Origin of the sequence: Pseudoalteromonas sp. M58, from assembly GCF_042604605.1 — a bacterium.
Lineage (GTDB): Bacteria > Pseudomonadota > Gammaproteobacteria > Enterobacterales > Alteromonadaceae > Pseudoalteromonas > Pseudoalteromonas tetraodonis.
Window position 1 is genome coordinate 1,534,637 of record NZ_CP152390.1, and the last position, 24,516, is coordinate 1,559,152.

Consider the following 24,516-nt stretch of genomic DNA (forward strand, 5'->3'; position numbering starts at 1 on the left):
TGACAGATGTTAAAATTTCGCGTTTTTTTAGCTACTTGCTTGTTTTTTGCTGCACTCTTTAGTGTGCAAAGCCATGCTATGGGCGTAAAGCACGAATTAAACAGTAACCAAAGCAGTTATAGCCATGTTGTTAATGTCGAAAATTTAACTAACGCTCCCACACCGTTAAAATCGCTAGGTAATTTACAGCATAAAAACTCAAAGCATTCTGAGTTTGCTGCGCATCAACCTAGGCTAACAGCCAATAACTCATTTTTATTTTTACACAGTGCGCAGGGCGATCCTGAATACGATGTAGTGCATGAGTTTTTTGCGCTAAATGGGTGTAGGCATATTTTTTTGCGACCGCAAGCAGTCACCATAAATCAGCCTTGGTATACTTGGGTTTTTAAAAGTAAAAAGTCGCGCTTGAGCGGCTGGAAAGATGCGAATCTGTTATACACCGCTGTAACCACCTACCACGCTTAAAGTTCCTTAATTATCGTTAATTGGTTTTAACGCATCGCGTTTTGACCTTAATTTTAATTGTGCCTAATAGGTACGTTACTGAGCTATGCCTAGTAATAAGGAACAACTATGTTAAGTTTTAAAAAACAAAAAAAGCCATTTATGGCTAAATTTAAATTAAGCTATGTAGCCATGTTGGTTGTATTGGTTTTACTGGCAATAAGCGCTTTACCTAATTTATACCCGAATAAATCGTGGTTGCATATTAGTGCCGCACCTGAGGTTAAAACACAAGCAATACCAAGTACTGAAAACATAGTGCGCTTTTTAAATAGCCAAGGGTTTGAGGTCAGCCAAGGGGTAGAAAACCAAGCAACAATTAATGTGCTTTTAAATACACCTACGCAAAGTGCCCAAGCTCAAGCGGCTATAAAATCGAATTACCCAAACACACAAGTTAAAATTGTAGAACATGCAACCAGCCCTATTTGGTTACAAGAGTTTGGTCTATCGCCCATAAAGCTGGGTCTTGATTTAAACGGCGGAGTATTGTTTGTACTTGATGTTGATTTAGATAAAGCCATTGATGAGCAATTACTCAGTGCTTACCAGCAAACGAAAGCCATTATTGTTAAACAAAAAGCCTATGGTGTTAAAGCAAAGCAAACTAACCAAGGCTTTGAAATAAGTGCATTAGAAAATGCAGCTGAAAAGCTAACCTCAGTTATTAGCGACCTTAAAAGCCGCTTTGAAAATCTAACTTTAACCACATCAACTCATGGCAACTTACAGGTCGTTAAAGTGAGTTATTCTGAGCAAGGGCGCAGCGCATTTGATAAACAAGTCATGAGCCAAACACTCACTACGCTTCGCTCACGCATTGAAGAGTTAGGAATTACCGAGGCGGTTACACAGCGCCAAGGTAAGCAGCGCATTCGCATTGAGCTACCCGGCGTCCAAGACCCAGCCGAGGCAAAACGTATTATTGGTGCTACCGCGTCACTTGGGTTTTATCAACTTAAAGAGATTGGCGGACAAACATTTAATTTGCAATCGGGTGGGACTATTAAGCTCGACCCTGTGCCTATTTTTACTGGTGAGCACATTAATAATGCCAATATTGGCCGTGATGACTGGGGTAAACCTTTAGTACAACTGAGCCTAGATAGCCAAGGTGGCGATGCTATGTCGGCGTTTTCTAAGGCGAATATAGGCAAGCCGATGGCAACGCTCTATTCAGAGTATTCACAAAATGCTAAAGGTGAAGTGGTTAAAAAAAGCGAAGTCATTAATGTGGCGAATATAGCCCAGCATTTAAGCTCACGCTTTAGTATAACCAATATGCAAAGCCAGCAAGCGGCTGCCGATTTAGCGCTATTACTCCGTGCAGGATCGCTTACGGCGCCAGTAACCATAGTACATGAACAAACTATTGGTCCAAGCCTTGGCCAAGACAACATTAACAATGGATTGGCGGCGTTAATGTTAGGCATGGGGTTAACGCTTGCCTTTATGGCGCTGTGGTATCGTCGTTTAGGGCTTATTGCAAATGTTGCGTTAGTTTTAAATTTAACGTCTTTAGTGGGGTTAATGTCATTATTACCTGGGGTGGTTTTAACACTTCCTGGTATTGCAGGTTTGGTGCTAACCATAGGAATGGCAGTTGATACTAACGTGATTATATTTGAACGCATTAAAGAAGAGCGCCGCAAAGGACGTCCTCCATATCAAGCGATACAAGAGGGCTATAAACAAGCTGCGAATACGATTTTAGATGCCAATATTACCACGATGATCACCGCGATTATTTTATATGGCATAGGTTATGGCCCTGTAAAAGGCTTTGCTATAACGCTGGCGCTGGGACTTATCACATCGGTATTTACTGGTGTGTATGTATCGAAATATTTAAGCCAAAGCTTATATTTAAAGCTGGGTAAAAAAGCAGGAGTAAACGCGCATGCTTAATTCTTTTTTAAAATGTGAGGCAGGGTCTCGTATACGTTATACAGGCATGCTGATCAGCGCCATATTTGTGTTGTTGTCGGTATTCACCATTGCACAAAAAGGGCTAAACTTTGGCCTTGATTTTACGGGTGGATACTTAACAGAGTTTACCACCAGCCAAGGTGTTGAACTAAAACAGCTTGAGCAATTTATTGCAAAAAATCATCAGGGTGAATTTGAGCTAACAGCACAGGGCAATAATCATTTTCAACTAACACAAGGCCCCAATAATACAAGCAATAACGATGACTGGAAAACGGCTATTAGCCAAAACCCAACTATAAATGCTGAGGTTTTATCATCGGCTTATATTGGCTCTCAAGTGGGTGATGAACTATTTGAACAAGGCTGCTTAGCATTATTTGCTGCGATGGTCGCGGTAATGATTTATTTAGCTGTTCGTTTTGAATGGCGTTTGGCATTAGGCTCTGTGGTGGCTTTATTTCATGACTTAGTGCTGGTGGTTGGCTTATTTGCATGGTTACAAATAGAGTTTAACCTAACTGTTTTAGCCAGTTTGTTGGCGATTATTGGCTACTCATTAAATGACTCAATAATAGTTGGAGATAGGGTGCGCGAGCTGTTGCGCATACCAACAAACATCACACTCAAACCAAGCAGTATTATCAACAGTGCTATTAAAAGTACCTTAACTCGTACGCTTATTACCTCCGGGACTACGCTCGCAACGGTGGCAAGTGTTTGGCTGTTAGCAGGGGCGCCGCTTCAGGGATTTGCAATTGCTCTGTTTGCAGGAATAGTCGTAGGCACGTTATCGTCCATTTGTATTGCTGCAACATTACCCGAGCTACTTGGGTTAAGTGCTAAAAACTACGATAAGCAAGTGGATCAGCAAACGCAGGCATTAATGGATATGCCATAGGCTTAAATCAGCATTGTTGTTACACAGCAAAGGGATAGTGTTAGGTGTAGCAACAATGCTAAAATGGCAAAATTATTTTACCGTATTTAGTGAATTTCCAAATGAATAAAGCCCATGTTACAGAGCACCTGCGTTTTGCCTTAGAAGAGCAGCTTAATACTGCGAAAATTGCAGCTCAAACAGCCCACGATACCGCGACCCACGAAGAAAGTATTGCAGAAACTCAATATGATACGCTCGGGCTTGAAGCTGCGTATTTAGCGCAAGGTCACGCTGATCGGGTGAATGAGTGTTATAAAGAAATACAACTATTTGAAGCCATCTACAACGACGTCGTTACAGGCACAATAGCAGTCAGTTCATTGGTGTGTTTAGAAGATGATGCAGGCACACAAAAATGGTTTTATTTAGGCCCTGCAGCTGGTGGATTAACCGTTGATATTAAAGGCACAACTATTCAAGTACTTACCTCTGGTGCACCATTAGGCCAACAGTTATTAGGTAAACAAGTCGATGATGAAGTTAGTTTAACACTCGGTGATGTAAAACATAGTTACGATGTGGTTAAAGTGCTTTGAATGTAGTATTTATTTGTCTCTTACGCTGAGACGCAGCATCTCGTAGGCCTCTTTGTTAAATAATTGCCTGAAACTTATAGAATAAAATTAGAGATGAGCCGTTTATGAACTTAGTTTTGGTTAGTGATATATTTGGTAAAACAGCGGCTTTAAAAGCATTAGCTGAAGAACTAAACGCTCAGTCTATTGTCGATCCCTATGGCGGGGTGGATTTGGCATTTAACAGTGAACAGCAGGCCTATGAGTATTTTAGTCAGCATATTGGCCTTGATGAGTATGTCGCTATTTTACAAAAAGCGATTAAACCACTCGCTGGTAACATCATATTGATTGATTTTAGTGTTGGCGCATCGGCAATTTGGTCAATGTCTGCACATCCGGCGATTAAAACGATAGCTAAGGGCATTTGTTTTTACAGCTCGCAAATTAGGCACCATACTGAGCTAAACCCGGCATTTGAAATAGAGTTAATTTTTCCTCACTATGAGCAACATTTTGATGTAAAAGCACTTCAGGCTAAGTTGGCAACAAAGCCTAATGTTTCCGCTAAGTGTGTTGATTATTTGCATGGTTTTATGAACTCGCATTCGAATAATTTTAATCAACGCGCTTACGATGAAACATTAACTGTGTTATCTAATAAGCTAATATAATAAACTAGTTAAGGAGTGTTTATAACTCGATGTTAGCCGGTTTCACTCAATCACAACTAAGGCATTTATAGCGTGAACTTATAAGATTTGCTTGAGTCTGATAATCATTAACGGATAAGCAGTTAAATAAAGGACATAAATTTAAGGGAATATTATGGAGATAGGGATTTTTACCGTCACAATTACGGGTGTTTTACTCACGGCTTTATTTATAAAGTACTTAACTTTTAGGCCTGAGCGTGTTTTTTCTGATATTGGAGAAAACGTTCTACTTTGCAAAAAACCTCACTGGTTCAATAATAATAAAAGTAGAATGCAGCTTATTCCTAAAGGGGCGATAATTAAAATACAGCTAGCGTCAAATACCGTTACTTTATTTTGTAAAAGTGGCAATGTTATTGATATACCAGTTCCAAACTCAAAGTTTACTGCCGATGTTTTGCAAAGCGCAAAAACACACTTTCACAAAGCAGAAGTAGTAATACTAGACAACTAACACACCACTATGAGAACTGAATATAGATTTTAAAATTTTTTAAAAGGCGCTGAAAATCGATTAGTTAAAGTGGATGTCAGTTTGTTAATGTAATAAAGCGCCAAGATTACGCAGGTTATTGCTGTATTTAATTGTTTATCTCAATGGGTTTAGGCTTTTTTAACAAATTTAGCCGTCACCATCATTTCACCTATGCCATCTACTTTACAGTCAAGCTCATGATCTTTTTTATCAAGTACACGTCTTACTAAGGCTTTGGTGCCAATTTTAATAACTTGTGAGCTACCTTTAATTTTTAAATCTTTAGCTACGGTTACTTTGTCGCCATCAGCAAGTAAAGTGCCGTTTGCGTCTTTCACTAAAATAGCGTCTTCGTCATTAGTAACATTCGGGTTCCACTCATAGGCACATTCTGGACAAATAAGCAGCTGTTGGTCTTCGTAAACGTATTCACATTGGCATTTAGGACAAGCGGGAAGAGACATGATGATCACTTTTAGTATTAAATTTTGGCTATTTTAAAACACAAATTAGCAATAAAAAAGTTCATCAAAAATTTTTATCTTTACGCTAAAAATATCTCGTTTGTGTGCATCTAAAAAAGGGCATATAAATCACCTGTCGCTTAAGCAATTTAAGCGCTAACGTTTATAGTAGATATTCGTTAAAGCACCTATCGTATTAAGTGATTTGCTAAATGCTGCACTTAGTGCGATAGGTGTTTCTATTTGCTGTTTTATTCGCTGAGCTAACTGATTAGCAAGGCTGCTTTGTATATTTTGACTTAACTAGGAAAAGTCGTGTTTAAAACCTTAATTGTGGTTGATAACAATGAGCAAACGCTTGCTCTTTCATTTGAAAATGTCATTACATTTGACACCTATTTGCGTGACTACCCAAAACGCAACGAACCAAAAACCCGCATAATAAACCTATGTGATGCTAGCCAGTATTTAAGTAAAGGCTATTACTGTTCGTTACTTGCTGAGGCGCGCAAGCATCAAGTATTACCGAGTGTAAAAACAATTAACGCGCTTCGAAGCAATCAAGCGTCATTACAAAATATTGGCCATATTGATGGTGCTGTTTATTTTGGTCATGCGGGAAATGATCAACAAGCTAAAGCCGCTAAATCGGTATTTAAACAATATCCGGCACCTATTTTATTTGTTGATGAGCAAGGCCTATTACAACAAGGATCATTAGCGTCACTAAGCGAGCAGCAGTATGCTGCGTTTATTGAAAAGCTAAATGAGTTTACCCAAACGCAATGGCGTATTGGTAAAGTAGAGCGCCGTTTTCGTTGGGATATGGCGATATTGGTTGATCATAACGAAAAAGTACCGCCAAGTGATAAAGATGCAATAGCCCGTTTTATAAAAGCAGCAGCGAAACATGGTATTAACGCAAAAGCACTCAGCTTTGAGGAAATAGACAATATTGCCCAATTTGATGCGTTGTTTATTCGCCAAACAACAGCGATTGATCACCCAACGTACCGCCTTGCAAGTAAAGCGCAAAGCCTAGGTTTAGTGGTGATTGATGATGCGGAGTCTATTTTACGATGCTGTAATAAAGTGTACTTACATGATGCATTCAATTATCAAAAAGTACCGAGCTTAAAAACCGTGGTGGTCGCAGATCAATCAAAAGACACAATTGAGCAACTAGAAGCGTCGTTTACTTATCCGCTGGTATTAAAAATGCCAGAAGGGTCGTTTTCTAAAGGCGTGTATAAAGTTGCTAATCGTGATGAATTAGAAGCTAAGCTTAGTGAGTTATTTGCTTTAAGTGCGCTAGTTCTGGCGCAAGAGTACATGTACACAGAATACGATTGGCGTGTAGGGGTACTTAATGGCCGTGCTATTTATGCGTGTCGTTATTTAATGGCGCGTAACCATTGGCAAATATATAACCATGACGCAAAACGCTTTTTCTCGGGTGGCTTTGAAACATTGCCTACGTTTGAATTACCTAAAGCTGTACTGGATGCTGCTTTAAAAGCATGTAAAACCGTGGGTAAGGGTTTATACGGTGTGGATGTAAAAGAGCATCAAGGCCGTGCGTATGTGTTGGAAGTAAACGATAACCCAAGTATTGATCACAAAGTAGAAGATGGTTACTTAGGTGATGAGTTATACATGATCATTATGGATGAGTTTAAACAGCGCCTTGAAGCACGAGGTCGCGGCTAATGCTTAACGCATTGTCTGATATGACGATTTTGGCAGGAGCGGGTATTAGTATTCGCCCTGCAAGCGCGAGTGATTTAAACGCCTTAGTGGCGCTTGAAAATGCCTGCTTTAGTAACGATAAGCTTAGTGCGCGAAGTTTAAAGCGTTGGCTTAGTGCTAAACATGGGATTTTATTAGTCGCCGAGCATAATTCGCAATTATGTGGTTACGGTTTGGTGTGGTGCCACAAAGGCACGCGGTTAGCGCGTTTGTATTCGTTAGCCGTATTACCGACGATGCAGGGCAAAGGAATCGCTAAAACGCTGCTTAAAGCCCTTGAAAAAGCCACTAGTGAGCGTGGGCGTATTTATTTGCGTTTAGAAGTGGCAGTAAATAACGACAGCGCCATAGGGCTTTATAAAAGTGTAGGGTATCGAGTTTTTGGTCAATACAGTGATTATTACGATGATCACAGTGATGCCTTGCGCATGCAAAAAAACATTCGCCAAACCAGCGAGTTGCAAGTTGAGCGTTTAACGCCATGGTATCAGCAAACTACCGAGTTTACCTGTGGGCCTGCGGCATTATTAATGGCAATGGGCTCGCTTGATAACAGCACAGAGCTGAGTCAGTCACATGAATTAGCTTTATGGCGTGAAGGCACCACCATTTTTATGACCTCGGGACATGGCGGTTGTCATCCGTTTGGATTGGCATTGGCTGCAAATAAACGGGGATTTAAAAGTGAGGTCATTGTTAATACCTCAGAGCCATTATTTTTAGATGGGGTACGCAGTGATAATAAAAAAACGGTGCTGGCGACAGTACATCAGCAATTTGTTGAAGGCATAGCCTCGGCTAATATTCCTGTTACCTATAAAGATGTTGAACTAACTGATATAGAAACGTGGTTAAACCAAGGTTTTAGTGTGTTACTGTTAATAAGCACTTATCGGTTTGATGGAAAAAAATCACCGCATTGGGTATGTGTTACTCATTTAGATGCGCACTGTGTGTACGTACATGACCCGTTTTGCGAACCAGGTAACGACAATCAATTAGCGATTGACTGTCAATATGTGCCAATTGCACGCAGCGATTTTAGTAAAATGTCGGCTTTTGGTAGTCAAAGGCTTAGAACGGCAGTTGCTATTGGTAAAAAATAATAGATTAGGATTTTAAGTGACATTTTTAGATTTTATCGATGTAGCCCCATACTCGTGGTCAGCTATTGGTACGGCGGCTTTTTGTGGGGCTATTATTGGTATAGAACGGCAATTGCGTGGCAAACCTGTAGGGATCCGTACTTCTGCACTGATCACCTTAGGTACTTACTTGTTTTTATCGACTGCGTTTAATTTACAAGGGGATGTGATTGATCATTCTCGCGTAGTCGGGCAAATAATTACCGGCATCGGCTTTTTAGGCGCAGGCGTAATGCTCGCAAAAGACGGTGCGGTAGTCGGGGTTACCTCTGCTGCCACCATTTGGGTACTGGCCTCCATTGGCGTGATGATAGCAACCGAAAACCTCGGGGCTGCTATTAAGCTCTCGGTGCTTGTGGTGGGTATTTTATACGGCGTTGACGTGCTAGAAGCTAAGTTTAAAAGCTTAAGTAAAGGCGTGCATGCTAAAGTGAAAAGTTATCATAAACGCTATTATCGAAAAGACAGTATTGATACCGAGCGCCACTAATTAGTGGCGTTTTTATGCGGGTAGTGCTTTGTTTTGGAAGCTAAGCGCATCTTCAATTGGTGCGGGGCGGCCAATAAAATAACCTTGTACACTGTCTACATTGAGTATTCTTAACGAGTTTAGTTCTTCTGCGGTTTCGATCCCTTCGGCAACAATGGTGCAGTCGATTGCTTTTGCAAATCCACACAGTGCTTTTGCCAGTAAAAATTTACGATCGTCTGTGTTTATATTTTGAGTCAGGCTAATATCTAATTTTATAATATCGGCCTCAAGCTCTAGTATGTGCTGAAATGAGGAAAAGCCAGCGCCTACATCGTCAATGGCCAAGCGCAGACCTTTGTTTCTGAGAGGCCTAAGTGCAGCTCGCATTTTTTCGTAATTAGAAATTGGCGAATGTTCAGTAATTTCTAATACCACCCTAGTGCAGTCAATCTGTTGTAATGTTCGTTCAAGTGCGCCGCTAAGAATGTGCGAAGGCGAGCAATTAATGGCAATGTAAGTTGTATTATTAAACTTTGCCATATTGGCTACTGCATTTTTAATGGCCAGCATTTCTAATGATTCACTTAAACCCACCTTACTCGCTTCTTTAAACCAGATATCAGGGGTTTTATAAGGGGTGGTAAAAAAACGTGCAAGCGATTCAAAACCTACAACTTTATTATTTAGTTGACTATAAATAGGCTGAAAATAGATACTAATATCATTATCGCTAATAATTTGCTCAATAGTTGATTTTGTGTGGTTGTACGATACGCTTTTATCTAAACTCTTTTCAATTAATCCGGTCGCTATTTCTGAAATAATATTTAAAAAAGATAAATCGCGCTCATTTAAGCTCTCATCATGGTGTGATTTATAACAACAAAACGTACCATATAATTTCCCGTTCGACAGGTTGATAGGTACACCTATATATGCCCCTATACCTAATTTTTTTGTAACCGGCATCGCTTTGGTTATTGGGTTTGCTTTGGTATTAGTAATAATAGGGCTAAGCTTGTTGTCGGTGATTTGTTGGCAATACGTTTCATTAATCGGATCGGCATTACCCACTTTAACAATTTGGTTTTCAGAGGGGTTATCGACCACTTTAAAAACACGCTCATCGTTAATAAATTCAGATATAAAAGCAACATCCATATCTAAATGTTTACGAACCAAAGTGAGTAAGTTAGCTAGTTTAGCCTTAATGGATGCATTGTTGTGTTGTTCGACAAGCAAATTGGTTAATTCATCCATCGGCTATCTCCCTATGTTAATACCACTACACCTAATGAGTAATACTATAATTTATATATATAAAAAGATCTAATCAAGGCCTATCAATCTTTGTTCACGCATATTTAAATTTAGGCTAATTTTAGCTGTTATAGTAAGTAGGCTTACATATATGTTGTAGTTATTATCTATTTTTTAATCCTAGGCTGATATGCTTGAAGTTTATGGGAGGTAATTATTTAAAGGGATATTAATGCATCAGCATTCATTTGATAAAACAGAATCAGTCAGATTAACCGTATTCAAAAATATAAGCTTAATAATTACATTAGTTGCTTTAGTTGTCACTTACGTTAATGTGTTTATGAGTAAAAATTATGTTTTGGGCTTTATTGAACTTGCATTAGCTTTTTTTTGTATTTATACGTATCACCAAACGAGAACAAATCGCTCTAAATTATGGCATCGCTATGCTGTTATTTATACTTACTTTGCAGTTGTGTTGCTTGCTATCACCGCAATTAACTTAGAGACTGGCATATCGCATTGGGTGTGTACTCTTCCTGTATTGGTTTACTTATTGTTTGGAAAAAGCATGGCTTTATAAGCAGCTTTAGCTTTTTGATTACGTTGTTACTGCTGTTTTATGTTATCGACAAACGGTTAGTTGAAATAAATTTTAAGCTCATCATTAATCTTTCTCTGACGTATATTATTGTGTGGGGTGTTTCACATGTTTTTGAATCGATGAGAGCCTCTAATCAAGAGGAAATTATTAATTTAGCATTACGCGACAGCTTAACACAGGCTTATAACCGGCGTGCTTTTAAAAGCCATTTTCATAACCATATCGACTTTTCTAACCCCTATTGTTTTGCCTTAGCTGATCTGGATTTTTTTAAAAAAGTAAACGATAAATATGGGCACGATGCCGGTGATGCAGTGCTGGTACAATTAACACAGTTATTTAAAAAACATTTAGGCGATGAACATGTTTATCGTTTTGGCGGTGAAGAATTTACATTGGTGGTAAATGACGACATAGAGGTCGCTGTAATCACAATGGATAAGCTAAGAACTGACATACAAAATCATCAATTTACTTATATGCAGAGCACGTTAAACATCACTATCAGTATTGGCTTGGTCGGTATTGATGCACATGAGCATACTCACCTGAGTGAAATTTTAAGATTAGCCGATAATTATTTATATTTAGCTAAAAACAACGGTCGAAACTGCGTTGTCAACGGCCTGACTAAAATATCAAACAAGGGCAAAGAAACATTAACCAAATAACTTTCGTCTGACTACTTTTCTGTATTCGCTCGGGGTTTGGCTCAATACCTTTTTAAACACACGGGTTAAATGCCCTTGATCGTTATAACCAACTTCTAACGCGACTTCCTGAATTGATAAGTTCGATGAGGCCAGTAATTCTTTGGCACCTTCAACACGTAGCTGCTGCCAGTACTCTATAGGGCTTTGATTTGTAGCAAGTCGAAACCTGCGTGTAAACGTGCGGTAGCTTAAGCTAAATTGTGCCGCGACTTCTTGTAAATCTAACTCACTAGATAAATTAGTTTTTAACCAAAATTGTATTTGTGCAATAAGTTCATCAGCATGTCGGTTAACGGCGCCTTCTAAATAGCGTTGATCTTCGTAGGGTTTACGTATTTCATGTGAAAAGTTCCGCTCAACATGCTGCGCCGCTTCTTTACCATAGTATTGACTAATAATATGAACAATAACGTCAGCTAAGGCATTTAAACTGGCTACCGTATACATGCGCTCTGATTGGGTAATAAAAAAATCAGGTTTTAAGCTAACGTTTGGATAATCTTGAGAAAATTGCTTGGCATAATGCCAGTGAGTGGTTGCAGGGTGACCATCAAGTAAACCGGCTTCTGCGAGCAAACAATTGCCGGTACCAACACCAATAATATGGCTTCCCATCGTAAAACTCTCATTGAGCCAATTAACTATTGGTTGATTCGTTTTAACAACAGGCCGTGGATTACGCCAAATACCCGGAACAATGATTAAATCGCAATAGGGGGCGTTATCACTGCTGCAATCAGGCACGATGGCTAAACCTGTTCTGGTTGCAATAGGTGCCATATTTTTTGCAATTAAATGAATATTCAGTGCTCTGAAGTTTTTTTTACTAGTGTGTCCCTTGGCAAACGCTTCACCTGCTCTGAGCATTTCAATTGGCAAGGTTAAACTAGTTACCAGTAGATGCGAGTAAACAGCAATAGCTATATTTAATGGTAGATTTGTTGGATTATTGCTCATTTAAATGCTCCGACCAGTTGTTTTTGGCCTTTTGTGCTTAATATTTGGCTATTAAAGCACAAAGATATGTGCGTAATCCATTTAAACTGACTCCATATTCTTATAACACGTTTTTTTAAAGGTAAATTATGACCGCATTACCCGTCATTGTCGGCATGGGAGGCATTAATGCCGCTGGCCGTACTTCTTTTCATCAAGGTTATCGTCGTATCGTGTTAGATAGCTTAGAGTCACAAGCTCGCCAAGAAACATTTTTAGGCCTCGCCACATTAATGAATTTAGTGAGTGTTGTGAATGGACAACTACAAGACATGCAAGGCAATAATGTTGAGCAAAGCGACATAGAAGCACGTTTTGGTGAGCAAATTATTGCAGGTACATTAATTCGTAAAATTGAAAAACAACACTTTGATGTAGATGCCACGCCGTGGCAGCAAAAAATGACGTTAACCGCATCGGATGAAAACGCGATTGTGTTTGAAACACGCCGTCGTGATTTACCTTCGCCAGTACCTGAAAGTTGGCACGTAGAAGAGCTTGAAAATAAAAAAGTGAAAGTAACTATTGCGGCTCAATTTGATATTAAACATGATTCTACTCGCGATAATCCAATTAAATCTGCTGGGCAACTACCCACAGGGTTTGATCCGTCAATTATGTACAATAGCCGCTACCAACCTCGTGGTTTACAAGCCACTATTTTTGCTGCCACCGATGCAATAAAATCAACCGGACTTGATTGGCAATACATTATGAATAGTGTTGAGCCTGATAAAATTGGTACCTATTCAGCATCGGTTATTGGCCAAATGGACGATAAAGGCTTAGGTGGGTTAGTCAAAGCGCGCCAGCAGGGTGATCGCGTCAGCACTAAGCAGCTAGCACTGGGTTTAAATACAATGTCGACCGATTTTATCAATGCCTATGTTACGGGCAATGTAGGGACTACTTTTTCTACATCGGGTGCGTGTGCTACTTTTTTATATAACTTGCGCGCAGCAGTAAATGATATACAAGCAGGGCGCACACGTGTTGCAATTGTGGCAAGTGTAGAATGTGCGATTACCCCTGAAGTGGTTGAAGGCTTTGGCAATATGAGTGCGCTGGCTAATATTGAAGGTTTGCGCCGCTTAGATGATTTAAGTAATGACGATGAACCTGATTATCGTAGAAGCAGCCGCCCATTTGGCGAAAACTGTGGCTTTACTTTAGGTGAAGGCGCACAAGTGGCTATATTAATGGATGATGCGCTGGCACTTGAACTAGGTGCAGACATTATGGGCTGTGTGCCTGATGTATTTGTTAACGCCGATGGAGTAAAAAAATCAATTACTTCACCTGGGCCTGGTAACTACATTACCATGGCAAAATCGGCTGCACTTGCCAGTAGCTTACTAGGTAAAGAGGCATTACAGCAACGTAGCTTTATTTTAGCCCATGGTTCAAGCACACCACAAAACCGCGTAACTGAGTCGTTAATTTATCATAAAGTAGCGCAAACATTTGCAATAGATAATTGGAAAGTAACCGCCCCTAAAGCGTATGTTGGCCATACTATAGCACCTGCCAGTGGCGATCAGCTTGCCATTGCCTTAGGTGTATTTAGTCATAATATTATGCCGGGTATTACCACTATAGATAAAGTGGCTGATGATGTTTATGCAGATCATTTAGATATTCGTAACAGTCACTATGATTGTGGTGATATGGATATTGCATTTATAAACTCTAAAGGGTTTGGTGGTAATAATGCAACAGCCACAGTGCTTTCAGCAAAAGTAACGATGCAGATGCTTGCTAAGCGTTATGGCGATGAAATGATGGGGCTCTATACCAGCAAACATGCAGCGGTAAAAGAAGCACAACAGCACTATCAAAAACAAGCAGATTTAGGTCAATACGCGCTAGTTTATCGTTTTGGTGATGGGCTGATTGATGAAAATGACATTGTTATTGATGAGCACAGCATTCAGCTGCCAGGCTTTGAAAAAGCAATTATATTCAATACAACAAATTCCTATCAAGATATGTTCTAAGCACACATACTTGTTAGCAAGGCGCTTTTTAAGCGCCTTTTTTAATGACTAAAAACAACAGCGTAATAACTAAATATATTTAGCAATCAGGCTGTTTTTATTACGATATTTCCAATTTAAGTAGCGCTTAGCGAGTAAGGCGGTAAGCACAACCACTACAGCTATCATCGCCATGGTTGCAATATAACTCATACCATACCCTGATGGTAAGCCAACAAGGGTTTCACCATAGGTCATATCACTAAAGTTAAAACCAAGAACAGGTATTAAAAGCCAACTGATAGCATGCAGCAAATACAAGTGAGTGAGGTAGGAAAACATGCTGGTTTTACCTAGTATTTGCAGAAAATTTTGCGAAAAACTAGCCTTTAAGTGGCTCAACAGTTTTAGCGCAATTAAACCAAGCCCTACAGTAAGTAACATAAATTGTAACGACAACGGATATTTAGTCGGATTTAAAAACGACATAATAGTCAGCAGTGGATCTGTATGTGTAGAAAACTGTGACATATCACCGTATAAATTAAAGCCGCGTAGTATTGAATAAAGTGCTAGGCAGCTCATACCCATAATAAACGCGTAATTCATCACTTTTTTACTATAATGCTGAGATTTATAATATATACCTGCACAATAAGCCAAACACATGAGTCCAACAATAGGCGCAACGGGGTAGGTCGTTCTAATAGAAAAACCAAACGGCAGTGCTAATACATTTTTTTGATGAACGATAGACCACAGTGTATGCGCTATTGTATTAGTTTCAAAGGTAATGCCATCAAGTAAGTTATGACCAAATACCAGTAATAAGCCAGCTATAAATACAGGGTATATACCTGTTAAGCGAAGCAAGCCAAGCACCACAAAGCCCCAGCCAATCGCCCAAATTACTTGAGCATATAACATCGGGAAAAGAGGATTAAAACTCCATGACCATGACACAATTGTAAACTCAAATAAAATAAGCACTAAGCCTCGAACTATTAAAGCGTTAGCAAACTGACGAGTACACGCGTATTTATGCTCTGTAATAGCGGCAGAGAGGCCTGCTAAAAATACAAATAATGGCGCACAGAAATGCGATATAAAGCGTGTGAAAAAAGTAAGCGCATCTGTTCCGGGTATGGTCATGGGATCAGTTACTGAATAATTTATACAATAATACATGCCGTGATCTATCACCATAAATATGATGATAATGCCGCGTAATAGATCAATATGATGCAAGCGACTTTGCGATAAAGATAATGACATAAAATACAATTAACAAGAATGAAAAAAATGAACTTGATTATATGTTATATTATATCAAAATGCGAGTTTGAAGATTGAATTTAACAGGGTGATCGCATCAGCGCTAAGCAATTAATTATAATTTTCATTATTTAAATTTTTTAACATACCTAAGCGTTATGAAGTTTATTACTGCCAACAAAATAGCTATTTCATAGCGGCTGTACGCAATAGCGATACCAATTAAACCCATATTCCAAATACTCGCAGCTGTTGCTGTTCCAGATGTAGACTGGTTATTTTTTAAAATAGCGCCGCCACCAATAAAACCAATACCTGTAATAATACCTTGTAACATTTTAGATTGCGCCTCTGCGCCCTCCAAAACTGACATAGCAATCAGTGCATAACCACATGATGCGACGGCAACTAAAGGAAACGTTCTTAGACCTGCACCATTATGGCTATGCTCTCTATCATATGCCATTGGCAGGGCAAGTAAATACGCCATGCCAAGATGAATCAAGTTATCAATAATGTCTCTCCACTGTAGATCAATCTCCATTGCTATTTCCACGTATAAATTTTAAATAAGTAGCAAAAATTGAACCAAGGTATTAATTTAAATAAAATCATTGTGTTACCTTTGTTTTATCGAGGGGGATGAGTGGCGTTAGCAATATTTACACAATAAAGTGCGTTTTTACCCAGCAATGAATTTCAGCTGCGTACCACACAAGCAAACTCTATTATGTAAAATTGTGGGGCTTACATATTTTTACAACACTCCTTTTTTAAGTCGTATATAATTTGGCTTATTTGCAACGAGAGTTTACATGCGCATTTTATTAATTATTATCTTTTTAAATGTATTAAGTGGTTGCACAGTAATGGGTATATTTTTGGATGAAACGGCGAGATCCAATTCCAACATCAATAGCACTAATAGTTATGTAAAGGATAAAGATGGTTTTAGTTTTAGCAAACTTGGTTACGAAACTGATAAAGCCATAATTGAATTTATAAAAGAAGATAACGGTGTGATTAAAAAATGTAGGCAGGTTACTAAAGTCTTAAAAGAATGTGTAGAAGTAGATAAATCTACTCTACACAGTAATGAATCTAAGCCGATAAAAACTGATGATGAAATAATAAGTGTTGGTCTATAAAGCTACTAATAAAAAAGTAACTATGATCGTAGCCAGCGTGCATTTCGAGCTGCAGCGGATACGCTTTTTTATTAGCGATATCGACCAAGTTTTGCGGCTTAAGCTGCTCTTCTAAAAAGTTATCAGCATCACCTTGGCTTACCAGCATAGGTAAATAGTTTGCTTGCTCGGCTTGTTGCATTAATTCGCAAGTATCGTAGTGTGCCCACGTTGTTTTGTCGTCGCCTAAGTAGCCTGTAAATGCTTTTACACCCCACGGACACGCCATAGGATTAACAATAGGACTAAATGCCGAAGCGCTGGTGTACGATTGTGGGTTTTTAAGTGCAATCATCAATGCGCCGTGCCCGCCCATTGAATGACCACTAATTGCTTTTTTATCTGTAACAGGAAAGTGTTGCTCAATTAGTGCCGGTAACTCATTAACAACGTAATCATACATATTAAAATGGGTGTTGTAGGGCGCTTTTGTGGCATTAAGGTAAAACCCAGCACCTTGTGCAAAATCATAGCTGTCTTCGTTTGGCACGTTATCACCACGTGGGCTCGTATCTGGCGCTACAATAGCGATACCCAGCTCCGCTGCTTTTTTAAATGCGCCTGCTTTTTGCATAAAGTTTTCATCGGTACAGGTTAAACCTGATAACCAGTACAGTACCGGCACCTTATTGGTTTCACTGGCGCCTGGCGGTAAAAAAACTGCAAAACGCATAGTGCAACGAGTGCTTGAAGCGCTATGGCTGTATTGCTTATGCCATCCGCCAGCCACTTTCGCTGTTGAAATATTTTCTAACATAACAATCCTTAAAAGCCGTTACTTAATAGCAACGGCTTGTGATGGTAATTAAGTGAAATGAGCGTATTAGTAATGAATTACAGTACGAATACTTTTACCTTCATGCATTAAATCAAAGGCATCGTTAATTTCTTCTAGACTCATGGTATGAGTGATAAAGTCGTTTAGCGCAAATTCACCCGCCATGTAACGCTCTACAATTTCAGGAAGTTGTGAGCGGCCTTTAACACCACCAAATGCGCTACCACGCCATACACGGCCAGTAACAAGTTGGAACGGACGAGTTGAAATTTCTTGGCCAGCACCGGCTACACCAATAATCACCGACTCTCCCCAACCCTTATGACAACACTCAAGCGCAGAGCGCATCACATCAACATTACCAATACATTCAAATGAGTAATCAACACCACCATCTGTCATTTCAACAATGACTTCTTGAATTGGCTTGTCAAAGTCTTTTGGATTAATTAAGTCGGTAGCACCTAGTTTGGTCGCCAAGTCAAATTTAGAGGTATTAATATCAATACCAATAATACGGCTAGCACCAGCCATTTTAGCGCCAATAATGGCAGATAAACCAATACCGCCTAAACCAAAAATAGCCACCGTATCGCCGGCTTTTACTTTAGCCGTATTTGTTACAGCGCCCATACCGGTAGTAACACCACAGCCTAATAAACAAATTTCTTCTAACGACGCTTCTTTATTTACTTTAGCCAATGAGATTTCTGGCAATACTGTGTATTCAGAAAATGTAGATGTACCCATATAGTGGTAAATAGGCTCGCCATCTTTGAAAAAGCGAGTGGTGCCATCTGGCATTAAGCCTTTACCTTGCGTTTCGCGAACTGCTGAACACAAGTTTGTTTTACCTGAAGTACACATTTTACATTCACCACATTCTGCGGTGTATAAAGGAATAACGTGATCGCCAACTTCTACACTCGTAACGCCTTCGCCCACAGCGTAAACCACCCCAGCGCCTTCATGACCTAAAATAGCGGGGAAAATACCTTCAGGATCTTCACCTGATAAAGTAAAAGCGTCTGTATGGCATACACCAGTGGCAGTGATTTTTACCATTACTTCGCCTTTTTTAGGCATCATCACATCAACTTCTTCAACGCTTAAAGGCTGATTAGGGCCCCAGGCAATCGCTGCTTTTGATTTTATAAATTCAGACATGTGTATATCCTTTGTAGTGGTTTGAATATGAATTGTAGACCCATACTGTTTGGGTGATGAGGTTATTGTATTTGTTTCTCAGATAATGATAATCTTCAATTTAATAAAACACTTTTACAGTATGGTAATAATTATGCGTTGGGAAGGTATTGATGAGTTTATTGCTGTTGGCGAAGAGGGAAGTTTTACCCAAGCTGCACAGACGTTAGGTTTATCGGTTGCTCATATTAGCCGCCATGTTACAAAGCTAGAACAACGGTTAAATACGCAATTATTAACACGTACCACTCGAAAGGTTGTGTTAACCAAAGAGGGCGAGCAGTTTTTACACCAAGTTAAACATTTACAGCACGCAATGGACGAGGCCACTCAAGGCTTAGCATCGGTACAAACCTCACCTAAAGGTAAAATTAAATTAACAGCACCGGTTATGTATGGTGAAAGTTTTATTATGCCCATTGTGCATTCATTTATGCATGATCACCCAGAGGTAGAAGTAATCGCAACGCTCTCTAACGAGCAAGAAAACTTATTAGAGGGGGGCTTTGATTTAGCCATTCGACTAGGCCATTTAAAAGATTCAAGCTTAAAAGCGCGGCGCTTGAGCTCGCGACGATTTATTATGTGTGCTTCACCTGCATATTTAGCGCGTTTTGGTGAGCCTCACACTTTGGGGGAGCTTAATAATCATCAATGTTTAATTGGCAATAGTAGTTATTGGCGAGTAAATGAAAATAATCGTGATAAACATATTAAGGTAGCAGGGCGATTGCATTGTAATAGCGGCTGGGCACTGGTTGACGGCGCTATAAAGGGTTTGGGTATTGTTCAGTTGCCTGATTACTATATTGAAAATGAAATTAAATCCGGTCAGTTAGTACCTATATTAACTGCATACCAACCACAACAAGAGGGCGTGTGGGGTCTATATCCGCCACGGCAATTTGTGGCTACTAATGTGCGGGTATTACTTGATTACTTAGTAACAGGGCTGAAAGTTTAGCAGGGTTTACTGGCTTGTTTAAAATATAGCCAAGTATCAGATTTATAAATTATTTCTTACATTTATGGTGATATTCAATTGCGCTGAGTTCGTGCTACTATAACGCCACACTTTTGGCATTAATGTTTTAATTAATATGTTTCAACCTGTTAGCCTATTTATCGGACTCAGATATAGCCGCTCCTCTAAAGGCAATGCGTTTATTTCGTTCATTTCGTTTTTTTCTATTGCAGGTATAGCGATTGGTTTAATGGCGCTTTTTACGGTCAGTAGTGTAATGAACGGCTTTGAGAGTAGTTTAAAATCTAATATGTTGGGGCTTATTCCACACGTTGAAGTACAAGCCAAAGATCACTCCAAAGCGCAAATGAATTCGTTAAAATCTGCGCTTGAGCAATTACCGTATGTTGATCATGTTAGTTTGTACCGCCACGGTGAAGCCATATTGCAAACCAATAAAGATCTTCACGGGGTGTTATTACAAGGGCTTTACGACAATAACGGCTCGCTGTATAAAATCACCGACAAAATAGTGCAAGGCAATTGGCAAAGCGTACTAAATAATAATTATAATATTGCAATAAGTCGTTATTTAAGCCGCAAACTTGGCGTTGGCTTAGGTGATAAGTTACGTGTAATTATGCCTAACGCATCTACGTACACCCCACTTGGGCGCATGCCAAGCCAACGTTTATTTAAAATTGCTGCTATCTATGAAACTGGCTCCGAAATAGACATGGGACTGGCATTTACCAGTGGCGTATCACTACAACGGGTTTTAAAACTTAGCAACAATACGGTACCTAATTTAAGCGTGTCACTGCATGAGCCGTTTGCACTTGACCAATTTATGCAAGACAGCCAACACATACTCAATGACTTTAAACTCACCGACTGGCGAAGCAGTCAAGGCACTTTATTTGCCGCCGTTGCGATGGAAAAACGCATCATGTCTATGCTCCTTGGCTTAATTGTGCTGGTGGCGGTATTTAATATTGTATCGGCACTGACCATGATGGTCAGTGAAAAACAAAGCGAAGTAGCAATTTTGCAAACATTAGGACTCACACCAAGCCAAGTGCAAACCGTATTTATGGTACAAGGGCTCTATAACGGAGTAATTGGCACGGCCGTGGGTGCTTTTTTAGGTCTTTTATTAAGTTTATATATAAATGAACTGCTGGCTTTGGTTGGTTTAAATTTACTATCGGGAATTTCACTCCCCGTCAAATTTGATGTGGTTAGTTTAAGTGTTATTGCCGTTTTAAGCTTAGCAATGAGCTTTTTAGCGACTTTATATCCAGCGCGCCAAGCCGCTAAAGTAAACCCAGCAGAGGTATTACGTTATGAATGATTTAGTAATTAGTTGTGAAAAAATAAGTAAAGTGTACCAAGACGGGCAAAATCAGGTTGAGGTATTAAAAGGCGTTGATTTAGTCCTAACGCAAGGTGAAATGCTGGCAATTGTAGGCAGCTCAGGTTCAGGTAAAAGCACCTTGTTACATATTTTAGGCACCTTAGACACGGCCAGTGCGGGTAGTGCAAAAATAAAAAACCAAGACGTTGCTAAGTTATCTCGCTCGCAGCAAGCGGCTTTCAGAAATAAAAACTTAGGGTTTATTTATCAGTTCCACCATTTATTAATGGAATTTAGTGCGGTTGAAAACGTTGCCATGCCATTACTCATAAAAGGGTTGAGCGCGAAAGAAGCCAAAAAGAAAGCACTTAACATGCTAGATAAGGTAGGCCTTGCACATAGAAGTAGCCATAAGCCTTCGGCTCTTTCTGGTGGTGAACGTCAGCGTGTTGCCATTGCACGCGCTTTAGTGACAGAGCCTGCGCTGGTGCTTGCTGATGAGCCAACGGGTAATTTAGATAAGCAAAATGCGATTAAAATTTACGATTTAATTAATGAGTTAAATAAAAGTTTAAACACCAGCTTTGTGGTAGTGACTCATGATTTAGAACTGGCAGATAAACTGGGTAAAATAGCGTACTTAGATGATGGTAAACTATCAATAAAAGAGTCTAGCCATGTTGCTTAGTGCCTTTATTAGTAAACGCTTTAGAGCCTATTCAGGCCATAAAGATGAAAAAAATGCCTTCGTAAGTTTTATAGCCAAAGCATCCACTATTGGTATTTTACTTGGTGTTGCCGTGTTAATTGTGGCGTTATCGGTGATTAATGGGTTTGAGCAGCAATTAGTGCATCGTTTATTAAGTGTAGTGCCGCAAGTTGAATATGTTGCCCCAAGTAGGGCAATTGCCGATTGGCCCACTAAAGTCGAAAAGTTAAAACAGCAACCACACGTAACAGGCGCAGCCCCATTTATTGCTGTTAATGGGATGGCGCAATTTAAAAGCCAATTAAAAGCGGTTGAGATCCGAGGTGTTGAGCCTTCGTTGGAAGGTGATGTGTCAGCCATTAACCAATTTACACAAGGTAAATTAGTCAGCCAGTTAACAGGTGATGATGTTATTTTAGGCAAGCAAATTGTTAAGCAACTTAATATCGCATTAGGTGATAATGTGACCTTGTTAATCCCGCAAATTAGTGAAAAAGGCCAGTCATTACTCGCCCCAAAACGTGTTACCCTCACGCTTGCGGGCATTATAGAAATGGGCGGACCAATCGACAGCAGCGCTGCTTTTATTCATCTTAACAAAGCACAACAAACCTTAGGCTATGATCAAAGCCAAGTAACAGGGTTACGCTTGCGTGTTGATGATGTGTTTTCGGCGCATCAAGTAGCGCTTCGTGTTGGCCAGACTATTACCGATTATGTGTATATTTCGAGTTGGCTTAGAACGCAAGGTAGCTTGTATCAAGATATTCAAATGGTGCGCACGATTGTTTATATTGTGGTGTTTTTAATTATCGCGGTGGCGAGTTTCAATATTGTGTCTTCACTGGTAATGGAAGTGCGTGAAAAAGAAGGCAATATTGCTATTTTAAAAACCATGGGTGCCAAAGACAGTACCATATTGGCTACTTTTGTCATGCAAGGCTTAACCCAAGCATTTGTGGGTGTACTTTTAGGCTCAATTATTGGCGTGATTTTAGCAATTAATATTAGTGAGCTATTTACTTGGCTGAGCTTATTATTGGGTGAAAACCCGCTAGAAGGTGTGTACTTTATCGAATTTTTGCCCAGTAAATTAGTTTGGCAAGATATTGTGTTGACCGTTATAGCCACCTTTGTGCTTGCGATATTTGCTACGCTATATCCAGCATGGCAAGCAACACGCGTAGATCCGGCAAAGGTATTGGGTAATTAAACACAGTATTTAATAGGGTGCTTAGTGTAACTCTGATAAACTGCGCCGCTACTAAACAGCTTTTGTTTGCTGAGCGCTTATTTACCTTGGGATTTACTTTGACAAATAACGATATTTTACGCCGTATTCGCTACACCTTTGATTTAACTGATTCAGCTATGGTTGATGTTTTCGCCGCAGCAGCGCAGAGCATAAGCACTGAGCAGGTGATTGCATGGTTAACTAAAGAGGGCGAGCCTGGGTATACCCCAATAAGTGACACTGAATTTGCGGTATTTTTAAATGGTTTTATAAATACCAAGCGCGGCAAGCGTGAAGGTGAGCAGCCAGAGCCTGAAAGTAAATTGAACAACAATATTATTTTTATGAAGCTACGTATTGCTTTAAATATGAAAGCAGAAGACGTGATCGCGACCTTGGCGTTGGTTGATTTTGATTTAAGTAAACATGAGCTAAGCGCATTTTCACGTAAAGTTGAAAACAAGCATTACCGTGTGTGTAACGATCAAATATTGCGTTTATTTTTAACCGGTGTACAGAGTACTTTTCGCCCAGATGGCGAAAAAGCTTAATGCATTTTATGGAGGTTGAATACAACCTCCATTTTGACCTCTCCACATTTACTCAATTATCAGTCTATCCTTCTACAACTTCAGTCTCATAAAGCAGTTTATTTTGTCGCTCTCGTAAAAATGTAGAGTCGTATTTTGTTTTACTATTTTTTTAATACTTTTAACGTGTTATTCATTCAAATGGGTGTTTTTAGCATATAAATTCTTTTTTAATGAGTTTTTATACAAAAGAAAGGCTCTATTATCGTTAAGTGTTGAATAATTTCTTTTGTGTGGGAAAACGTGGAAATTACTTATTATTCCCACGCTATTTTGGAAAGCATTTTAAATATTATTCACATTGAAGTTTTGCTTGTTCAGCACACCTAGCTTTTGCTTCTTCTTCAGAACTTCCACCCATACAAAAATCTAAGCGTATTACCTTTTCTTCGGCTTGGTTTGGCTGGCCTGAAACATTTTCCCAGCGCCACTTTTTTATGACCTTTTTAGCTGGTTTGAAAATAACTTTCTTAGGAATAGACGAAACTAATTCTATATCTTGTGAATTACCGTCTTCATCTACGGTCAGCTTAAAGACTCCACAACCAGCTATACCTTTCATAGCTAGATCCATAGGGTATCTAGGAGTGACTTGTTTAGTTCTAACCCATGTGGCAGCAGACTTTTCTGGATCTAGGTGAGTAAGCTTAACGTCAGCATAGTTATTAGCTTGAGCTACAGCAGAAAACTGCAACCCTAATATTGAACTTAATATTGCGATTCTCTTTTTCATTTTTTCCTTCCTTAGT

Annotated in this window: 25 protein-coding genes and 1 pseudogene; 18 read left to right on the top strand and 8 right to left on the bottom strand. The window is 39.5% G+C overall.

What is annotated here, in order from left to right; genetic code table 11:
• The first annotated feature begins 6 nt into the window (after positions 1–6).
• The 6 genes from AAGD16_RS07030 (at position 7) to AAGD16_RS07055 (ending at position 5,064) form a co-directional block, all read left to right on the top strand.
• Positions 7–468 carry a hypothetical protein gene (locus AAGD16_RS07030; RefSeq protein ID WP_013464830.1) on the top strand — a complete coding sequence of 154 codons (462 nt, stop codon included), beginning with the start codon at positions 7–9 and terminating at the stop codon, positions 466–468.
• Positions 469–576: 108 nt separating this feature from the next.
• A complete protein-coding gene (gene secD, locus AAGD16_RS07035; RefSeq protein WP_013464831.1) occupies positions 577–2,415 on the top strand; it encodes a protein translocase subunit SecD in 1,839 nt (612 codons plus the stop codon).
• Positions 2,408–3,337, top strand: a complete 930-nt coding sequence (gene secF, locus AAGD16_RS07040) for a protein translocase subunit SecF (protein ID WP_013464832.1) — start codon at positions 2,408–2,410, stop codon at positions 3,335–3,337. Before secD ends, secF begins: the two co-directional genes overlap by 8 nt.
• 101 nt (positions 3,338–3,438) lie before the next feature.
• Positions 3,439–3,915, top strand: coding sequence for a GreA/GreB family elongation factor (locus tag AAGD16_RS07045; protein ID WP_013464833.1), 477 nt, complete (start codon positions 3,439–3,441; stop codon positions 3,913–3,915).
• A 104-nt stretch (positions 3,916–4,019) separates the two neighbouring features.
• Positions 4,020–4,568 carry a hypothetical protein gene (locus AAGD16_RS07050; protein WP_013464834.1) on the top strand — a complete coding sequence of 183 codons (549 nt, stop codon included), beginning with the start codon at positions 4,020–4,022 and terminating at the stop codon, positions 4,566–4,568.
• Between the two features lie 154 nt (positions 4,569–4,722).
• The gene (locus AAGD16_RS07055) at positions 4,723–5,064 is read left to right on the top strand and encodes a hypothetical protein (RefSeq protein WP_231893575.1); all 342 of its coding nucleotides are present in this window, start codon (positions 4,723–4,725) and stop codon (positions 5,062–5,064) included.
• A gap of 149 nt (positions 5,065–5,213) precedes the next feature.
• Here the strand turns inward: AAGD16_RS07055 and AAGD16_RS07060 are convergent, their stop codons facing one another.
• Positions 5,214–5,549 carry a zinc ribbon domain-containing protein YjdM gene (locus AAGD16_RS07060; RefSeq protein WP_013464836.1) on the bottom strand — a complete coding sequence of 112 codons (336 nt, stop codon included), beginning with the start codon at positions 5,547–5,549 and terminating at the stop codon, positions 5,214–5,216.
• 315 nt (positions 5,550–5,864) lie between these two features.
• Between AAGD16_RS07060 and AAGD16_RS07065 the strand changes: the two genes are divergently transcribed.
• Genes AAGD16_RS07065 through AAGD16_RS07075 form a run of 3 tightly spaced genes read left to right on the top strand, consistent with a single transcriptional unit; the run spans position 5,865 to position 8,933 of the window.
• Entirely contained in the window at positions 5,865–7,259 is a 1,395-nt protein-coding gene (locus tag AAGD16_RS07065) for a RimK family protein (protein WP_013464837.1), read from the top strand.
• Complete coding sequence (locus AAGD16_RS07070) at positions 7,259–8,404, top strand: GNAT family N-acetyltransferase/peptidase C39 family protein (protein ID WP_064663748.1); 1,146 nt, start codon at positions 7,259–7,261, stop codon at positions 8,402–8,404. The genes AAGD16_RS07065 and AAGD16_RS07070 overlap by 1 nt, the downstream gene beginning before the upstream one ends.
• A 16-nt stretch (positions 8,405–8,420) precedes the next feature.
• Entirely contained in the window at positions 8,421–8,933 is a 513-nt protein-coding gene (locus AAGD16_RS07075) for an MgtC/SapB family protein (RefSeq protein ID WP_064663749.1), read from the top strand.
• Between the two features lie 12 nt (positions 8,934–8,945).
• On the opposite strand, the gene AAGD16_RS07080 is transcribed toward AAGD16_RS07075, so the two are convergent.
• Positions 8,946–10,175 carry an EAL domain-containing protein gene (locus AAGD16_RS07080; RefSeq protein WP_377114560.1) on the bottom strand — a complete coding sequence of 410 codons (1,230 nt, stop codon included), beginning with the start codon at positions 10,173–10,175 and terminating at the stop codon, positions 8,946–8,948.
• Between the two features lie 232 nt (positions 10,176–10,407).
• Between AAGD16_RS07080 and AAGD16_RS07085 the strand changes: the two are divergent.
• Both AAGD16_RS07085 and AAGD16_RS07090 read left to right on the top strand, forming a co-directional pair.
• Positions 10,408–10,862, top strand: a pseudogene (locus AAGD16_RS07085) (GGDEF domain-containing protein); the annotation flags it as partial.
• Positions 10,863–10,901: 39 nt separating this feature from the next.
• The gene (locus AAGD16_RS07090) at positions 10,902–11,453 is read left to right on the top strand and encodes a GGDEF domain-containing protein (protein WP_377114798.1); all 552 of its coding nucleotides are present in this window, start codon (positions 10,902–10,904) and stop codon (positions 11,451–11,453) included.
• Here AAGD16_RS07090 and AAGD16_RS07095 read toward each other — a convergent pair.
• Positions 11,442–12,452, bottom strand: a complete 1,011-nt coding sequence (locus AAGD16_RS07095) for a GlxA family transcriptional regulator (RefSeq protein ID WP_377114563.1) — start codon at positions 12,450–12,452, stop codon at positions 11,442–11,444. The two genes, AAGD16_RS07090 and AAGD16_RS07095, sit on opposite strands and share 12 nt — an antisense overlap.
• 128 nt (positions 12,453–12,580) lie before the next feature.
• Between AAGD16_RS07095 and AAGD16_RS07100 the strand changes: the two genes are divergently transcribed.
• On the top strand, positions 12,581–14,488 hold the full coding sequence (locus AAGD16_RS07100) for a beta-ketoacyl synthase (protein WP_064664202.1): 1,908 nt from the start codon (positions 12,581–12,583) through the stop codon (positions 14,486–14,488).
• A gap of 69 nt (positions 14,489–14,557) precedes the next feature.
• Here AAGD16_RS07100 and AAGD16_RS07105 read toward each other — a convergent pair whose 3' ends face one another.
• A complete protein-coding gene (locus tag AAGD16_RS07105; RefSeq protein WP_377114567.1) occupies positions 14,558–15,742 on the bottom strand; it encodes a DUF1624 domain-containing protein in 1,185 nt (394 codons plus the stop codon).
• Positions 15,743–15,869: 127 nt separating this feature from the next.
• Positions 15,870–16,286: an MgtC/SapB family protein gene (locus AAGD16_RS07110; RefSeq protein ID WP_013464847.1), complete on the bottom strand. Its 417-nt coding sequence runs from the start codon at positions 16,284–16,286 to the stop codon at positions 15,870–15,872.
• Positions 16,287–16,557: 271 nt separating this feature from the next.
• On the opposite strand from AAGD16_RS07110, the gene AAGD16_RS07115 reads away from it, so the two are divergent.
• Positions 16,558–16,890 carry a hypothetical protein gene (locus AAGD16_RS07115; RefSeq protein WP_377114570.1) on the top strand — a complete coding sequence of 111 codons (333 nt, stop codon included), beginning with the start codon at positions 16,558–16,560 and terminating at the stop codon, positions 16,888–16,890.
• Here the strand turns inward: AAGD16_RS07115 and fghA are convergent.
• A complete protein-coding gene (fghA, locus tag AAGD16_RS07120; protein ID WP_024601045.1) occupies positions 16,844–17,686 on the bottom strand; it encodes an S-formylglutathione hydrolase in 843 nt (280 codons plus the stop codon). The genes AAGD16_RS07115 and fghA overlap by 47 nt on opposite strands.
• A gap of 66 nt (positions 17,687–17,752) precedes the next feature.
• The gene (locus AAGD16_RS07125; protein ID WP_008110499.1) at positions 17,753–18,874 is read right to left on the bottom strand and encodes an S-(hydroxymethyl)glutathione dehydrogenase/class III alcohol dehydrogenase; all 1,122 of its coding nucleotides are present in this window, start codon (positions 18,872–18,874) and stop codon (positions 17,753–17,755) included.
• Positions 18,875–19,004: 130 nt separating this feature from the next.
• Here AAGD16_RS07125 and AAGD16_RS07130 point away from each other — a divergent pair, with 130 nt between their 5' ends.
• The 5 genes from AAGD16_RS07130 (at position 19,005) to AAGD16_RS07150 (ending at position 23,728) form a co-directional block, all read left to right on the top strand.
• Positions 19,005–19,877, top strand: a complete 873-nt coding sequence (locus AAGD16_RS07130) for a LysR family transcriptional regulator (protein ID WP_029609976.1) — start codon at positions 19,005–19,007, stop codon at positions 19,875–19,877.
• A gap of 136 nt (positions 19,878–20,013) precedes the next feature.
• Positions 20,014–21,231: a lipoprotein-releasing ABC transporter permease subunit gene (locus AAGD16_RS07135; RefSeq protein WP_377114574.1), complete on the top strand. Its 1,218-nt coding sequence runs from the start codon at positions 20,014–20,016 to the stop codon at positions 21,229–21,231.
• Positions 21,224–21,922: a lipoprotein-releasing ABC transporter ATP-binding protein LolD gene (gene lolD, locus AAGD16_RS07140; RefSeq protein ID WP_377114577.1), complete on the top strand. Its 699-nt coding sequence runs from the start codon at positions 21,224–21,226 to the stop codon at positions 21,920–21,922. The genes AAGD16_RS07135 and lolD overlap by 8 nt, the downstream gene beginning before the upstream one ends.
• Entirely contained in the window at positions 21,912–23,156 is a 1,245-nt protein-coding gene (locus tag AAGD16_RS07145) for a lipoprotein-releasing ABC transporter permease subunit (protein ID WP_377114580.1), read from the top strand. The genes lolD and AAGD16_RS07145 overlap by 11 nt, the downstream gene beginning before the upstream one ends.
• A 98-nt stretch (positions 23,157–23,254) precedes the next feature.
• Positions 23,255–23,728: a DUF1456 family protein gene (locus AAGD16_RS07150; RefSeq protein WP_377114583.1), complete on the top strand. Its 474-nt coding sequence runs from the start codon at positions 23,255–23,257 to the stop codon at positions 23,726–23,728.
• Positions 23,729–24,059: 331 nt separating this feature from the next.
• Here AAGD16_RS07150 and AAGD16_RS07155 read toward each other — a convergent pair whose 3' ends face one another.
• Positions 24,060–24,500 (bottom strand): energy transducer TonB, encoded by a 441-nt coding sequence (locus AAGD16_RS07155; RefSeq protein WP_064662731.1) that lies wholly within the window; start codon positions 24,498–24,500, stop codon positions 24,060–24,062.
• Positions 24,501–24,516: the final 16 nt, after the last annotated feature.

Excerpts from the sequence above, each read along its gene's own strand:
- AAGD16_RS07030 (WP_013464830.1), top strand. The coding sequence starts at position 7 with ATGTTAAAATTTCGCGTTTTTTTAGCTACTTGCTTGTTTTTTGCTGCA.
- secD (WP_013464831.1), top strand. The coding sequence starts at position 577 with ATGTTAAGTTTTAAAAAACAAAAAAAGCCATTTATGGCTAAATTTAAA.
- secF (WP_013464832.1), top strand. The coding sequence starts at position 2,408 with ATGCTTAATTCTTTTTTAAAATGTGAGGCAGGGTCTCGTATACGTTAT.
- AAGD16_RS07045 (WP_013464833.1), top strand. The coding sequence starts at position 3,439 with ATGAATAAAGCCCATGTTACAGAGCACCTGCGTTTTGCCTTAGAAGAG.
- AAGD16_RS07050 (WP_013464834.1), top strand. The coding sequence starts at position 4,020 with ATGAACTTAGTTTTGGTTAGTGATATATTTGGTAAAACAGCGGCTTTA.
- AAGD16_RS07055 (WP_231893575.1), top strand. The coding sequence starts at position 4,723 with ATGGAGATAGGGATTTTTACCGTCACAATTACGGGTGTTTTACTCACG.
- AAGD16_RS07060 (WP_013464836.1), bottom strand. The coding sequence starts at position 5,549 with ATGTCTCTTCCCGCTTGTCCTAAATGCCAATGTGAATACGTTTACGAA.
- AAGD16_RS07070 (WP_064663748.1), top strand. The coding sequence starts at position 7,259 with ATGCTTAACGCATTGTCTGATATGACGATTTTGGCAGGAGCGGGTATT.
- AAGD16_RS07080 (WP_377114560.1), bottom strand. The coding sequence starts at position 10,175 with ATGGATGAATTAACCAATTTGCTTGTCGAACAACACAACAATGCATCC.
- AAGD16_RS07090 (WP_377114798.1), top strand. The coding sequence starts at position 10,902 with ATGAGAGCCTCTAATCAAGAGGAAATTATTAATTTAGCATTACGCGAC.
- AAGD16_RS07095 (WP_377114563.1), bottom strand. The coding sequence starts at position 12,452 with ATGAGCAATAATCCAACAAATCTACCATTAAATATAGCTATTGCTGTT.
- AAGD16_RS07100 (WP_064664202.1), top strand. The coding sequence starts at position 12,581 with ATGACCGCATTACCCGTCATTGTCGGCATGGGAGGCATTAATGCCGCT.
- AAGD16_RS07105 (WP_377114567.1), bottom strand. The coding sequence starts at position 15,742 with ATGTCATTATCTTTATCGCAAAGTCGCTTGCATCATATTGATCTATTA.
- AAGD16_RS07110 (WP_013464847.1), bottom strand. The coding sequence starts at position 16,286 with ATGGAGATTGATCTACAGTGGAGAGACATTATTGATAACTTGATTCAT.
- AAGD16_RS07115 (WP_377114570.1), top strand. The coding sequence starts at position 16,558 with ATGCGCATTTTATTAATTATTATCTTTTTAAATGTATTAAGTGGTTGC.
- fghA (WP_024601045.1), bottom strand. The coding sequence starts at position 17,686 with ATGTTAGAAAATATTTCAACAGCGAAAGTGGCTGGCGGATGGCATAAG.
- AAGD16_RS07125 (WP_008110499.1), bottom strand. The coding sequence starts at position 18,874 with ATGTCTGAATTTATAAAATCAAAAGCAGCGATTGCCTGGGGCCCTAAT.
- AAGD16_RS07135 (WP_377114574.1), top strand. The coding sequence starts at position 20,014 with ATGTTTCAACCTGTTAGCCTATTTATCGGACTCAGATATAGCCGCTCC.
- lolD (WP_377114577.1), top strand. The coding sequence starts at position 21,224 with ATGAATGATTTAGTAATTAGTTGTGAAAAAATAAGTAAAGTGTACCAA.
- AAGD16_RS07145 (WP_377114580.1), top strand. The coding sequence starts at position 21,912 with ATGTTGCTTAGTGCCTTTATTAGTAAACGCTTTAGAGCCTATTCAGGC.
- AAGD16_RS07155 (WP_064662731.1), bottom strand. The coding sequence starts at position 24,500 with ATGAAAAAGAGAATCGCAATATTAAGTTCAATATTAGGGTTGCAGTTT.